The organism is Nodosilinea sp. FACHB-141, from assembly GCF_014696135.1.
In the GTDB taxonomy this organism is placed as follows: Bacteria; Cyanobacteriota; Cyanobacteriia; order Phormidesmidales; family Phormidesmidaceae; genus Nodosilinea.
Map to the genome: position 1 here is coordinate 86,624 of NZ_JACJPP010000010.1, position 12,298 is coordinate 98,921.

Genomic DNA, 12,298 nt, shown 5'->3' on the forward strand with positions numbered 1-12,298 from the left:
GTCTAGTCATCTTGGGCGAAAAACAGTGGGTGAGCACGCCGATCAGTCGGAGTCGGTGACGGTGTGTCGGCAGGACGCTTTTTTGATGAGGACGACGCTCGCCCCAAACGCACGGCGATCGGCCGTTTGGCCTGCTTGACACCGCTGAGCACCAGCAGCATGGCCACGGTGCCCACTACGGCGAGTTGCCAGTAGCCTAGGCCAATGGCGGTGTCGAGGGCGGCCGTAGCCCAAATCGCCGCTGCCGAGGTTAGCCCCTTAACCTTGCCCCGGTGGGATTGCTGCAAGATTAGCCCCGCTCCAATAAAGCCCACCCCGGTGGCAATGCCCTGGATGGTGCGGCTGAGGGCGTTTACGGAGGAATAGTCTTGGGGGATCTGAAGGGGCAGCAGAATAAACAGCGTTGCCCCCAGACTAATCACCATGTGGGTGCGGACCCCGGCAGAGCGGTTGGTGCCAGTCCACTGGCGCTCGAAGCCAATCAGCCCGCCGATGATGACGGAAAGCCCGACTCGAAAGATCAGGTTGAGCCAGTCGTTGGCTTCGATATAGCCAGCCTGAATCGCCAAAATGCCCCCCTCGCCACTGCATACACCGAAAACCCGGTAGGTTTACCGGTGATTGATTTGTGTTTGACAACTATGGCATGGCATCAAATAATTTTCAATCAGATTGCAAACATTTTTGGTTTCATGTACGATTCGGATGCGTTTGCCAAGCGCGCTACGAAGCTCTCCGCTAGTTTCTTCGTAAGCGCCTAAGTATTTGTGGAGCACTGGTTGCCTAGAGGCACATCCATGCGTCGCTTCTTGTTTCCTGTTGGAGAAAGCAGGCTATGACAGACCCTATTCGCCCCGTAAATGACGACTACAGCAGCGCCGGTCAGCTTACCCCAGAGCAGATTCGGCAAGCGGCCCAGCAAGGGTTTCAGGCGGTGCTAAATCTCAGGTCGCCCCACGAACCCGGTACGCTGCCCGACGAAGCTGAGCAGGCCGCCGCCGCTGGTTTGGGCTATGCTCAGGCCCCGGTAAGCCCAACCTCGCCGGAGGGCGACCCCCTCAACGCTGCCCTGGCTGCGCTGGATGGTCTGCCTAAGCCAGTGCTGATTCATTGTCGGGGGGGCGGACGGGCGACGGCGGTGGCGTTAATTGCGATCGCCAACCAAGAAAAGCTTTCCCGTGACGCCTTTCTAGAGCAGGCCACTACCCACGGGCTGGGGCCAGAGCAGCCGCAGATTCAGCAATTTTTGCGCGACTATTACGGCGACCCTGTACCTGACCAGCAGGAGGTTGGGTAGATGGTAGTTGCCAACGGTCAGACCTCGACCCAGCCGCTCAAGGTGTTTATTTTGGGCGGTGACGGGTTTTGTGGCTGGCCCACAGCCCTGCATTTGTCGAACCTGGGTCACGAGGTCGTCATTCTCGACAACCTCTCTCGGCGCAACATCGACAACGAGCTAGAAGTTAATTCCCTCACCCCGATCGCACCCCTCGGAGTCCGCCTGGCCACCTGGAAAGCCCTCACCGGGCGTGACATTCCCTTTCACCGAGTCGATATTGCCCAAGACTATGACCAGCTCCTGGGTCTAATTCAGCAGTATCGCCCCGATGCGGTGGTGCACTTTGCTGAGCAGCGGGCCGCTCCCTACTCGATGAAGTCGCCCCGCCACAAGCGCTACACCGTTGACAACAACCTCAACGCCACCCACAATCTGCTCTGCGCCATCGTCGAGTCGGGGCTGGATATCCACGTCACCCACCTCGGCACCATGGGCGTCTACGGCTACGGCACGGCGGGCATGAAAATTCCCGAAGGCTACTTAGATGTAGAAATTCCCACCGAGAGTGGGGAGCGTATTGCCCAGCGGATTCTCTACCCAGCGAATCCGGGCAGCGTTTACCACATGACCAAAACCCAGGATCAGCTGTTCTTCTTTTACTACAACAAGAACGACGGCGTGCGCGTTACCGACCTGCACCAGGGCGTAGTTTGGGGCACCCACACCCGCGAAACCCGTCAGGACGAGCGGCTGATCAACCGCTTTGACTACGACGGCGACTACGGCACGGTGTTGAATCGCTTTCTTATGCAGGCGGCGATCGGTTACCCCCTCACCGTCCACGGCACCGGTGGCCAAACCCGCGCCTTTATCCACATTCAAGACACCGTGCACTGCATTCAGCTGGCGCTCGAAAACCCGCCCAGCCCTGGGGAACCGGTCAAAATCTTCAACCAGATGACCGAAACCCACCGGGTTCGCAACCTGGCCCAGCTGGTCAGCGACCTCACCGGAGCCGAAATCACCTACCTCGATAACCCCCGCAAAGAAGCCGCCGAAAACGACCTTTTCGTCGAAAACCGTTGTTTTCTCGAACTGGGCCTAGAGCCCATCACCCTCAGCAAAGGGCTGCTGCTGGAAGTAACCGAAGTGGCAGAGAAGTATGCAGAACGGTGCGATCGCAGCAAAATTCCCTCCACATCGAAATGGGTAAGACGTGGAGAGCAGGGAACGAAGAGTACCGGAATAACCCACTAACCCCCTACCCATCCACCCCCTACCCCTTCACCCATCCACCCCCAACTCTCCCATGTCCCAAACCCTCCAAGCCGTCCTCGCCGCCAACAAGACCTACGCCGCCGACTTCGGCGACAAAGGTAACCTCCCCATGCCCCCCGGTCGCCGCTTTGCGGTGCTCACCTGCATGGATGCTCGCCTCGACCCGGCCAAGTTTGCCGGGCTGAGCGAGGGCGATGCCCACGTGATTCGCAATGCCGGGGGGCGGGCCAGCGACGACGCCATTCGCTCTCTGGTGATTTCCTACAAATTGCTGGGCACCCGCGAGTGGTTTGTCATCCACCACAGCAACTGCGGCATGGAAACCTTTACCGATACCGTGATTCGCGGGCTGTTGGCCAACAGCCTGGAGACCGCTAAGGTCGATGCCAATGGCTGGCACGACGTGGGCCAGGGTCTAGGCTCCAATGAGGGTGACTTCATTAACTGGCTGACCATCTCTGACCAGGCCAAAAGCGTGGCAGAAGATGTGGCCCGCATTCGCAATCACCCGCTGGTGCCCGCCAACATCCCCATTTACGGCTACATCTACGACGTGAAGACGGGGGAGTTGGTGGAGGTACCGGAGGCAACGGCGGTAGGGGTAGGGATTTAGGGGTAAAGGGTGGGCAGCTAGGCGGCATTCAACGTTCAAAATTTTGAGCACCTGCCCACCCCCTTACCCCTCACATTGACAATCAATCAATACAAAGGAGATACGTTCAATGCTTAAGCAACTACAGCGCTGGAAGATCCAGCTGGCTGCCTTTTTGGCGGCGGTTATCGCCGTAGCGACTCTGCCGGGGCTGGTGCAGCCCGGTGCAGCGGCGACGACCATCGATTTTGTGACCCCTCAGTGGGTGGCACAGCATTCGGGCGATCGCAGCCTGCGCATTCTTGACGTGCGCACTAACCCGCTCGACTACATCAGCAGCCACATTCCCGGCGCGGTGAACATTGCCGAAAACACCTTCCGGGGCCCCAATGGCCGTTTGCCGGTGCAGTTTTGGGAGCAGCAGAAAATTGAGGCGCTGTTTCAAGAAGCTGGGGTCAACAGCGACAGCCATGTGGTGATTTACTCCGAGGGCAATAGCATTTTGGGCAGCACCCAGGTGGCCTACCTGCTAGAGCGAGGCAGCTTTGGCGGTGAGGTTTCGGTACTCGATGGTGGGTTTAAAGCCTACAAAGATGCCGGTCTGCCGGTGACGAAGGAGTTCCCTGAGTATGCCAAGGGCAACTTCGCTTTGGAAGACAACAGCGACATTCGCGTATCGCTCGACGAGGTGCGATCGATTGTGCGTGACCGCAGCGCCCGCGTTACCTTTATTGACCCGCGCCCACCCGCGCTGTTTGCCGGTGAAGAAGACCTGTTCATTCGCAACGGCCACATTCCGGGGGCCAACAATCTTCCCTGGCCTAGCTTTACCGTGGGTGAAGCCAACTTTCACCAGCTCAAGCCCCTCGACGACATTCGCGCCTTGCTAGCCCGCCGAGAAATTACTCCCGAAGACGACATTATCGTGACCTGCAGCACCGGACGCGAAGCGTCGCTTCAGTACGTGGTGCTCAAGCATCTGCTGGGCTACCCCAACGTTCGTTTGTACGAGGGGGCTTGGACGGAGTATTCAGCCCAGCCTGATTTACCCGTTGCCACTGGGCAAGATCCGAATGTTTAATTGCGCTTATTGGTTGTAATGCGGTGGCCTTTTCCAGTTGAACGAAACAACGGGAAGGGGCCACCTAACGTTGAAGGAATCTATTAATTTATGCTGTTACGCCTGTTGCTGCTCGCCAGTGTGCTCACCCCGCTCAGCCTGGGGGGGCATAGTTTTTGGTCGGTTACCCACGGGGCTGCTGGTAGTGACACCGTCGATCCGGTTGCCTCCTGCGCCCCCACCCAGCCCGATGACGATGACGAGGCTGATGAAGACGAAGACGACAAGAAGCCGCGCCGCCCAACTCGCGGGCGATTCTCTTAAACCCCCTACCCTGACGCTGACGCTATGACTCCGATTGGTAACTTAACGGCATCGCCATGGTCAAAAACTGGCTCTAGAGGGCCATCACAACCGCTGTGGCTTTATCTGCTGCTGGCTGCGGTGGTGGCGATCGCTGCTAGCTTAATCCGCTTTGGCTGGCGGCAGAGCCTGCTGTTTTTGATCGGCACTCTGTTTGGCCTCACCCTTTACCACGCTAGTTTTGGCTTTGCGTCGTCTTACCGGCGGCTGGTGGTGCAGGGCGATGGCCAGGGGGTGCTGGCGCAGGTGGTGATGCTGGCGCTGGCGACGGTGCTATTTGCCCCCATCTTGATGGGCGAACTGGGTCGGGGGTCGCTGGCTCCCGTTGCGCTCCAGGGGGCGATCGGGGCGCTGGTGTTTGGGGTGGGCATGCAATTAGGCAGCGGCTGCGCCTGCGGCACGCTCTATACCATTGGTGGCGGCAGCTCAATGATGCTGTTTACCCTGCTGACCTTTGGCCTTGGGTCGTTTTTGGGCACGTTGACCAACGGCTTTTGGCAGGGGCTGCCCCAGACCGAGCCCCTGGCGCTGGTGGCGCTGTGGGGTTGGGGCGGGGTGGCCTTGCAACTGGCGTTGCTGGGACTGCTAGGGATTGGCCTATGGCACTGGCAGCGGCGGCAAGGCCATGAAACCCTGGCGCTGAAACCGCTGCTGCACTGGCGATCGCTGCTCTACGGCCCCTGGTCGTTGGTAACTGGGGCGGTGGTGCTGGCCCTGCTGAATACGCTAACTTTGCTGCTGGCCGGTCGACCCTGGGGGGTGACCTGGGGGTTTACCCTCTGGACGGCCAAGCTGGCCACCCTACTGGGCTGGAACCCGGCTAGCAGCGAATTTTGGAGCCAGGAGGCGATCGCTGAGGTGCTGCAAGCCAGCGTCTTCGCCGATATCACCTCGGTGATGAATGTGGGCATTGTGCTGGGGGCAGCGATCGCGGCGGCGATCGCCGGGCGGTTAACGGTGCGGCAGCCCCCCTCACGGCTGGCGGTGCTGGCGGCGTTAATCGGTGGCCTGATGATGGGCTATGGAGCCTGGTTGGCCTTTGGGTGCAATGTCGGCGCATACTTCAGCGGCATTGCTTCTACCAGTCTGCACGGCTGGTTGTGGATCGCCTTTGCGCTGCTTGGCACGCTGCTGGGGGTCAAGCTCAGGCCGTTGTTCCAGCTCTCCAACTGATTGGGCTGGTCTCCCGCAGCTATCCTTCTTCAATCAGCGGCTGCCTAGGTCAAGCCCCAGGGTTCTTGAGGAATCCTGGGGCTTGACGATCTACAGGGCTACCTTAGCCGCAGGGTTTTGTCATGATCACCGTCCATATCTCGACTGAGACCACCAGTGTTTTGGGGTGCTGTATGTTGCAGTTTTAGCAACCACAACTATTTAGCAACCGTTTCTACTTACGGTAGCAACAGGTTCAAGTCGTATTCTCTGACAGATCGGTTATCGAAGGATGTGGGGTGATGCAGGTTAAACGAGTCATATATGGGGCAGTTGGGTTATCAGTTGCGATCGCTAGCAGTAGCCATGCCCATTTTCAGCCCATGTCCTCATTCTCCGTTATTGGACGCCCAGCGATCGCGTCATCGCAGCCCATCGTTGTGGTTGAGCGCGTGGGATTACCTCGCCCTGTTGCCGCTCCCATTCAAAACGTGTCGGAAGAAATGCGCTCGCCCCTTGACATGGGCAGCCTTCCTAATGCGCTAACCGCTGCGGTTTTACAGGATGCTCAAGAATGGTTCAACACCACTGAACTGATGCTTGAAATGGCTCCAGATGCACCAACCGATATCGGTGTCGAGGTTGAATTGATTGAACCGGTTACGTGGAACGAATGTAGGGGTGATTCTGGCCCCTCCCGCCCCATGCGTGGCATTTGCCCTGACATCAATGTATTTGGTTGGCGAGTGGTTGTTGTAGGACAGGGGTTCTCCGAGCCGCTCCGTTTGGTTTACTACATCCCGCAAGGGGCTGAAGTCGGTCTTTGGACACCTCAACCGGATGGGTTGCAAAGTCTATCAGAAGCCGTACAACAGCGAATTCTTACCCAAGTCGCAGAGGAAGCTGGAATCTCTACCTCCAGTTTGCGCCTGTTCTGGGCAGAGGCGCGTTTCTTTGACCGCTCTTTGAATACCCGTGAAGATGCCCCCAGCTGTGGCATGGCTATTCGTTCAGGGTGGGCGGTGCAAATCATGGTCGACCAGGCCATCTCCGGCACGTCGATACAGCAGCCTCTCTGGGTCTACCACACCAACATCACGGGTACTGATATCCGTCTGATTAGCCAGGGTCAGTGGATGCCACCTCCGTGATGGTGCCAACTATGGTGATACTGAGTGAAAATTAGCTAACAAAGTCATTGCACACCGGCCGCGCAAAGCTCCTTTCAGTGAGTTCGAGCAGTTTTTGTGTCGGCGAACAGGGGCGTTAACAGCCATTGTGTGTACTACCGTAGGCTTGGCAGCCCTCTTTCTCTCAACAGTGACGGCGGGCGCCAAATACACCGTGGGAACTGTATTAGTGCTGGCTGTTGTAGCTATTCCGAGCGCCTATTTCAGAGGAGACGCAGTATGGAGCAATTCACCGGTGGTTGTCTATGCGGCAACGTTCGAATAGTAGCAACGGGGCTCCCTTACCGAGTTGGCCTTTGTCACTGCCTCGACTGTCGCAAGCATCATGGGGCTCTTTTTCACGCCTCCGCGATTTTCCCTCAGGATGCGGTAGCGATCGCCGGCGAAACCCGCGACTACGGCGGGCGGTTTTTTTGTCCCCGCTGCGGCTCGTCCGTTTTCGCCCGCACCGCAGACGAAGTTGAAGTGTACCTAGGCTCTCTAGATTCCCCTAACCAGCTGACACCGACCTACGAAAATTGGATTACCCGTCGCGAATCTTGGCTGCCGCCGTTTCCGCTCACCAGACGATATGAGCGCGATCGCGACCCCACAAGTCGCTTTGAAGAGTAGGTTGCACGGTCAAATCTTCACCTTCAAAGTATCGTAGACTCATAGCCGTTGCGCGCAAAGCACTTGCGCCTATTGAGCGCTCAGGCCCAAGCGATGACCCTCCAGGAATTGCAAGCCCATCTTCTCGCCCTAACCCCGCCGAAAAAGCTGAAGCGGTACAGCTTTTAGTGCAAAGCCTCAGCAATACTTGGCCCGGCATCGAAAAAACACCTGGCATTGTTGGCGGCGATGCCTGCATTACCGATACCCGCATTCCCGTTTGGGATTTGGTGCAGTATCGTCGACTAGGGGCCACCGACGCCAAAATTTTGGAAGCCTATCCACAGTTCACAGCCATTAACTTAGCCAATGCGTGGCACTACGCCGACATTTATCAGGCTGAAATTGAGGCGGCCATTTGTGAGAATGAGGCCGCTTAACCGTGGTGCGTCTTTACGCTGACGAACAGTTTCCGTTTCCGGTAGTTCAACGGTTAAGAGCGTTAGGCTACGACATTCTCACGGTGCAAGAGGCTGGGCAAGCCAATCAACGCATTCCAGATGAGCAGGTTTTGCAGTTTGCAGCGAGTCAAGAGCGGGCCGTGATCACGCAAAATCGGCGAGACTTTGTCAAGCTCCACAACCAATCTTCTGCCCATGCGGGCATTGTTGTGTGCTCTAAAAACTTAGATTGGGATGCGTACACCGCTTAAATTCATCGTGCCTTGGGCGCCAAGACAACATTTCGGCTCAGCTTCTGCGCGTTACCAAGTAGCCATATCGCAATCAGAAATTGCCAACCAGCCCTGCAAAAATGACCCGTTTGGGTACTGTCAATGGGCCAAGACACTGTGGTAGAACCTTTGTCAGATAAGGGTTTTAGCCTTTGCGCTGCATCTATAACTTCAATCTATCAATTCCACAAAAAATAGCGTTTGCTCTTATTTTTCGCTCCCCGTAAATTGAGGGTGCTCATCCTTCAGGGGTTACATATGGACTGGATCGTACCGACCGTTATGCTTGGGTTGGCCACCGCTACGGCCACCACCTTTGATGACAACATCTACTTGACGATGTTTTTTAGCAAAACCAACCGCACCTTTCGGCCGCGTCACATTGTGGTGGGCGAGTTTGTAGGCTTTACCGGGCTAGTGGGCATTAGCCTAATTGGTTACTTTGCCGGGCTAATGATTCCTCACATTTGGATTGGTCTATTGGGCTTTTTGCCCATCGCCATTGGCGTCAACGCCCTGCTCAGCCGCCAAACCATTGCCGAAGACGAAACCGTAGATGTGTCAGTGGCCAACCCCACCCACCCCCACTACCGCCAGGTGCGCCGCCAGTCGCTGTGGCACACCCTGCGCGACCCTCAAACCTATCGGGTGTCGGCGGTTACCCTGGCCAACGGCGGCAACAACATCGCTATCTACATTCCCCTATTTGCCAGCAGCACCCTGCCGCGCCTCAGCATTATTTTGGCGGTGTGCTATGCGGCGATCGGCCTGTGGTTGACCTTGTCTTACAGCCTGACTCGCCAGCCGCAGGCGGCCTTTGTGATGGCCAACTACGTGCGGCGCGCGTTTCCCTTTGTGCTGATCTGGCTGGGTTCTTCGATTGTGCTCGAAAACGGCAGCTATCAGTTGCTCTATGCTTTGGCTCCTGGGTTGTAGCGGACGGCGGAGGTAGGGCGTGGAAGTTGTGGATGGGTAGATGGGTGGACGAGTGGATGAGTTGTTGAAGATGGTTATGGAGAATCGACGAGAGGGATTGTTTGAGCAAGGATGCCGCGATCGCAGCACGGACCTGCTGCCCCAAAGCACCAACGCCGACTATTGGAAGGGCGATCGCTTGGGCAGGTCGACAGGGCTAGATGAGGTGGTGCGCTACTTTCCCACCGTTGAAGCATTTTTAGCTTGGCGATCGCAGGCAATAAATAAATGAGTGAGTAGTGCCCGCTAGCGGTGCTGAATGGGCTGCTCCTCGGCTTCAGGCTCCAACCCCGGCAGCAGTGGTAGCCAGCGAAACATAGCCTGATGCAGGCTCAGCGCCCAGGCGGCAGCCAGCAGCCAGCCCCCCAAAATATCGCTTGGAAAATGCACCCCCAGGTATACCCGGCTAGCCCCAATGCAAAGCACAAACAAGCCACCCAAACCCAGCAGCCAAGGGCGCTTAGGACTATCCCAGTTGAGCAAAATGAGGGCCAGCACAAAGGTCATCGAGTAGGTGGCGTGGCCGCTCGGAAAGCTAAAGTCGGTGTGGGGCGGAATGCCCTCCCAGAGAGCGGGACGCACCCGATGCCAGAGCACCTTGGCAACCTGGTTAAGCTCGGCGCTGCCCGCCATCACCAAGGCCAGGTAGCTGGCCGGTTGCCAGCGGCGATGCCAGAGGCCTAGAGCTATCAGCCCCAGGGAAGCGGGCAGCACGCCCCATTTGGTGCCTAACTTGGTGGCGATCGCCACCCCCTGATTTAGCTCTGGAGTAGCGTAGCGGTGCAAGTGCAGCAAAAAGGCCGCATCCCAAGCGGGCAGAGCCGGGTAAGCCGCTACCAGTAGCCCCAGGCCAATTAAAATCACCAGGGCCAGCAGCGGTAAAATGACTCCCAGCCAGAGTGGGCTGGGGGCTGAAGAGCGAGCAGACTGTTCCATTTGAATAGAAATTAACTTAGGCTGAAATCCAGGTCATGAGCCAGTCGGGCAGCACAGCCCTGAGATTAGTGAGTACATCACCCGTGAGAAAATCGGGCACATCGAGGATGTGCAGCTGTAGCAACACCACGATCGCCAGGGTATACAGCGTGGACGTGATCAGGCCATTGCGCAGCGAGTGAGCACTGTTGCCCTGCCCCTCTTTTTGTAGCGCGGTGACCGCCCCCTGCTGCATGAGCACGAAGCCGACGACGTTAGTCAGCCAGTAGCCCAGCCCGGTCATGGGCACCAGGGTATCGGGAAACGGGCGGCTGGCCAGATAGCCAAAACCCAGGGCCAGGGGTAGGTTAATCACCAAATCATTCCACCAGCACAGGGGTGAGAGCAGGTAGCCAACCACCACCAGGCTGCCGCCCCACAGTCGACGCAGCCAGGGAGCTGCCGGCTGGGCGTCATCCGCTACGGGGGTGCTGCCTACGCCGTCGTAGACAGCAGGTGCTAACTCGGTATCAGAATTTAACTCGGTATCGGACTGAAGGAGTGACAAGGGGTTCATCCTAACTAAAGGGCTAACGTTGAGTAGAGGAGCTGCAAAACTACGATCGCAAAGTAGCCACCAGTCGCCGAGGCTGACGCAGCAGCTCCAGGGCGTCCAGAATGCTGGTGGAGACAACGTCGGCCGAAACCAGGGTTTCAACCGCGCCCCCTTCGGACTGCACCAGGGCAATACCCAGGGCGGCGGCCTTGAGCATTTGGCCGTCATTGCGGCCGTTGCCGATCGCCACTACCCGCTCGGTGCCCAGATCGCTAACGTAGGCCAGCTTGGTTTCGGCCTGATTTTCGGGTGGGGCAATGGTCAGACTGAGGGGCAGACCCGCCAGTTCGTCTTGGGCCAGCCCAAAAGTGTCGGCGGTAATCACGTGAATCTGCAACGCCTCAGCGATCGCCGCGAGGGTTTCGCCCACCTGGGGAATGAGGCGACCGTCTGTGGCCAGAGTGCCGTTGTAGTCTAAAACGAGATCAGACAGCTGAAGATGGCGAAAGCCGGGGATGTTGATGTCGATCATGAGCTTAGCAACAATCTCAGGGCAAGAGCGATCACGGTGACAACATAGATGCGGCGGAGCCAGCAGTTGGGCAAGCGCAGCACCACTCGGCCTCCCAAAAACGCGCCCAGAAACATAACCACACCTAACAGCAAACCGAGGCCAAAATCTACTAGCCCCAGGTAGATAAATACCAGGGTGGCAACCAGAGAAGAAAAAATATTGACCAATTTGCTGGTGGCGATCGCCTCAATAAAGCTGTGGCCAAAGCAGCCCACAAAGGTGGCAGTAAGCAGGGTGACGTAGCCGCCGCTAAACAGCCCGCCATAGATGGCCAACAGAAAAGCGGCCAGGTACCCGATCGCAATCCCCAGGGTAGAATTCTGAGCTGGGCTGGGCTGAAGGCCCCGATCGCCTATCGTCAAAGAAACCCCAACCACCACCAGCATAGAGGCGGCGATAAAGGGCGACAGGGCGCTGGTGGGCAACCGCTGAAGCAGCATCGCCCCCAGGGCCGACCCCATCAGGGTGAGGCCAATTAGCCCCGGAGCGCGGAGGCTGTCGAGTTTGCTTTGGCCCATAAAGGGTAGGGTAGCGCCGACACTCATTAGAGTAAGGGCGGCCATGTTGGTGGCGATCGCCACCTGCGGCTCTACCCCCGCTTGCAGCAGTGCGGGCACCGTAATCAGCGAGGTGCTGCCGGTCACCATGCTGACAGCGCTGGTGATAAAAAACACCCCCACCAAGAGCGCCAGCACCGTCGGAGAAGGCCCCAGCCCGCCTGAGCTGAGCCTGACCTGACCTGCGATCGCAACATCAACCATGGCGAGTCCGCAAAAAACCACTAAAAACCCATCGGGTTACCGGTGTTTCCTCCAAAAACTATGCCACAGTTTCAGTACAGTTTCAATATTTTTGAGATTCAAACAGACTTAAACGGCTGTCTTGCCCCAACTATCACCAACGTTCATGGGGCAGAACAGGTTCGCCGTAGGGGCATTGCAGTGTGTCATCCGACGTAAGGTTGTACCCCCAAGGCACGACATAAAGTTGTGCCCCTTCGGCGCCTTAGCGGTAGAACATAAGACGTTATAAAGCTGTCG

General features: G+C 57.5%; 16 protein-coding genes and 1 pseudogene. 12 read left to right on the forward strand and 5 right to left on the reverse strand.

Annotated elements, in window-relative coordinates:
• Positions 1-2 precede the first annotated feature (2 nt).
• A complete protein-coding gene (locus H6F59_RS08445) occupies positions 3-569 on the reverse strand; it encodes an MgtC/SapB family protein (protein ID WP_199325706.1) in 567 nt (188 codons plus the stop codon).
• Between the two features lie 266 nt (positions 570-835).
• On the opposite strand from H6F59_RS08445, the gene H6F59_RS08450 reads away from it, so the two are divergent.
• From H6F59_RS08450 to H6F59_RS08505, 12 genes and pseudogenes are all read left to right on the forward strand, one after another.
• Positions 836-1,297, forward strand: a complete 462-nt coding sequence (locus H6F59_RS08450) for a beta-lactamase hydrolase domain-containing protein (protein WP_190697687.1) — start codon at positions 836-838, stop codon at positions 1,295-1,297.
• A complete protein-coding gene (locus H6F59_RS08455) occupies positions 1,298-2,536 on the forward strand; it encodes an NAD-dependent epimerase/dehydratase family protein (protein ID WP_190697690.1) in 1,239 nt (412 codons plus the stop codon).
• A 52-nt stretch (positions 2,537-2,588) separates the two neighbouring features.
• The gene (locus tag H6F59_RS08460; protein ID WP_190697693.1) at positions 2,589-3,170 is read left to right on the forward strand and encodes a carbonic anhydrase; all 582 of its coding nucleotides are present in this window, start codon (positions 2,589-2,591) and stop codon (positions 3,168-3,170) included.
• A gap of 109 nt (positions 3,171-3,279) precedes the next feature.
• Positions 3,280-4,230, forward strand: coding sequence for a sulfurtransferase (locus H6F59_RS08465; protein ID WP_190697698.1), 951 nt, complete (start codon positions 3,280-3,282; stop codon positions 4,228-4,230).
• A gap of 90 nt (positions 4,231-4,320) precedes the next feature.
• On the forward strand, positions 4,321-4,533 hold the full coding sequence (locus tag H6F59_RS08470) for a hypothetical protein (protein ID WP_190697701.1): 213 nt from the start codon (positions 4,321-4,323) through the stop codon (positions 4,531-4,533).
• Between the two features lie 24 nt (positions 4,534-4,557).
• Entirely contained in the window at positions 4,558-5,745 is a 1,188-nt protein-coding gene (locus H6F59_RS08475; RefSeq protein ID WP_190697704.1) for a YeeE/YedE family protein, read from the forward strand.
• Between the two features lie 281 nt (positions 5,746-6,026).
• Positions 6,027-6,875, forward strand: coding sequence for a hypothetical protein (locus tag H6F59_RS08480; RefSeq protein WP_206755196.1), 849 nt, complete (start codon positions 6,027-6,029; stop codon positions 6,873-6,875).
• Between the two features lie 258 nt (positions 6,876-7,133).
• Positions 7,134-7,526 (forward strand): GFA family protein, encoded by a 393-nt coding sequence (locus tag H6F59_RS08485; protein WP_190697710.1) that lies wholly within the window; start codon positions 7,134-7,136, stop codon positions 7,524-7,526.
• A gap of 93 nt (positions 7,527-7,619) precedes the next feature.
• Positions 7,620-7,945, forward strand: a pseudogene (locus H6F59_RS26985) (DUF433 domain-containing protein).
• Positions 7,946-7,947: 2 nt separating this feature from the next.
• Positions 7,948-8,217 carry a DUF5615 family PIN-like protein gene (locus H6F59_RS08495; RefSeq protein ID WP_190697713.1) on the forward strand — a complete coding sequence of 90 codons (270 nt, stop codon included), beginning with the start codon at positions 7,948-7,950 and terminating at the stop codon, positions 8,215-8,217.
• Positions 8,218-8,496: 279 nt separating this feature from the next.
• On the forward strand, positions 8,497-9,174 hold the full coding sequence (locus H6F59_RS08500; protein ID WP_190520477.1) for a cadmium resistance transporter: 678 nt from the start codon (positions 8,497-8,499) through the stop codon (positions 9,172-9,174).
• Positions 9,175-9,250: 76 nt separating this feature from the next.
• The gene (locus tag H6F59_RS08505; protein WP_206755197.1) at positions 9,251-9,445 is read left to right on the forward strand and encodes a hypothetical protein; all 195 of its coding nucleotides are present in this window, start codon (positions 9,251-9,253) and stop codon (positions 9,443-9,445) included.
• A 14-nt stretch (positions 9,446-9,459) separates the two neighbouring features.
• Here the strand turns inward: H6F59_RS08505 and H6F59_RS08510 are convergent, their stop codons facing one another.
• Genes H6F59_RS08510 through H6F59_RS08525 form a run of 4 tightly spaced genes read right to left on the reverse strand, consistent with a single transcriptional unit; the run spans position 9,460 to position 12,019 of the window.
• Complete coding sequence (locus H6F59_RS08510) at positions 9,460-10,149, reverse strand: phosphatase PAP2 family protein (RefSeq protein WP_190697718.1); 690 nt, start codon at positions 10,147-10,149, stop codon at positions 9,460-9,462.
• Between the two features lie 16 nt (positions 10,150-10,165).
• Entirely contained in the window at positions 10,166-10,696 is a 531-nt protein-coding gene (locus tag H6F59_RS08515; protein ID WP_190697721.1) for a hypothetical protein, read from the reverse strand.
• Between the two features lie 49 nt (positions 10,697-10,745).
• The gene (locus H6F59_RS08520) at positions 10,746-11,216 is read right to left on the reverse strand and encodes an HAD family hydrolase (RefSeq protein WP_190520483.1); all 471 of its coding nucleotides are present in this window, start codon (positions 11,214-11,216) and stop codon (positions 10,746-10,748) included.
• Positions 11,213-12,019, reverse strand: coding sequence for a sulfite exporter TauE/SafE family protein (locus H6F59_RS08525; protein ID WP_190697725.1), 807 nt, complete (start codon positions 12,017-12,019; stop codon positions 11,213-11,215). The genes H6F59_RS08520 and H6F59_RS08525 overlap by 4 nt, the downstream gene beginning before the upstream one ends.
• Between the last annotated feature and the right edge of the window lie 279 nt (positions 12,020-12,298).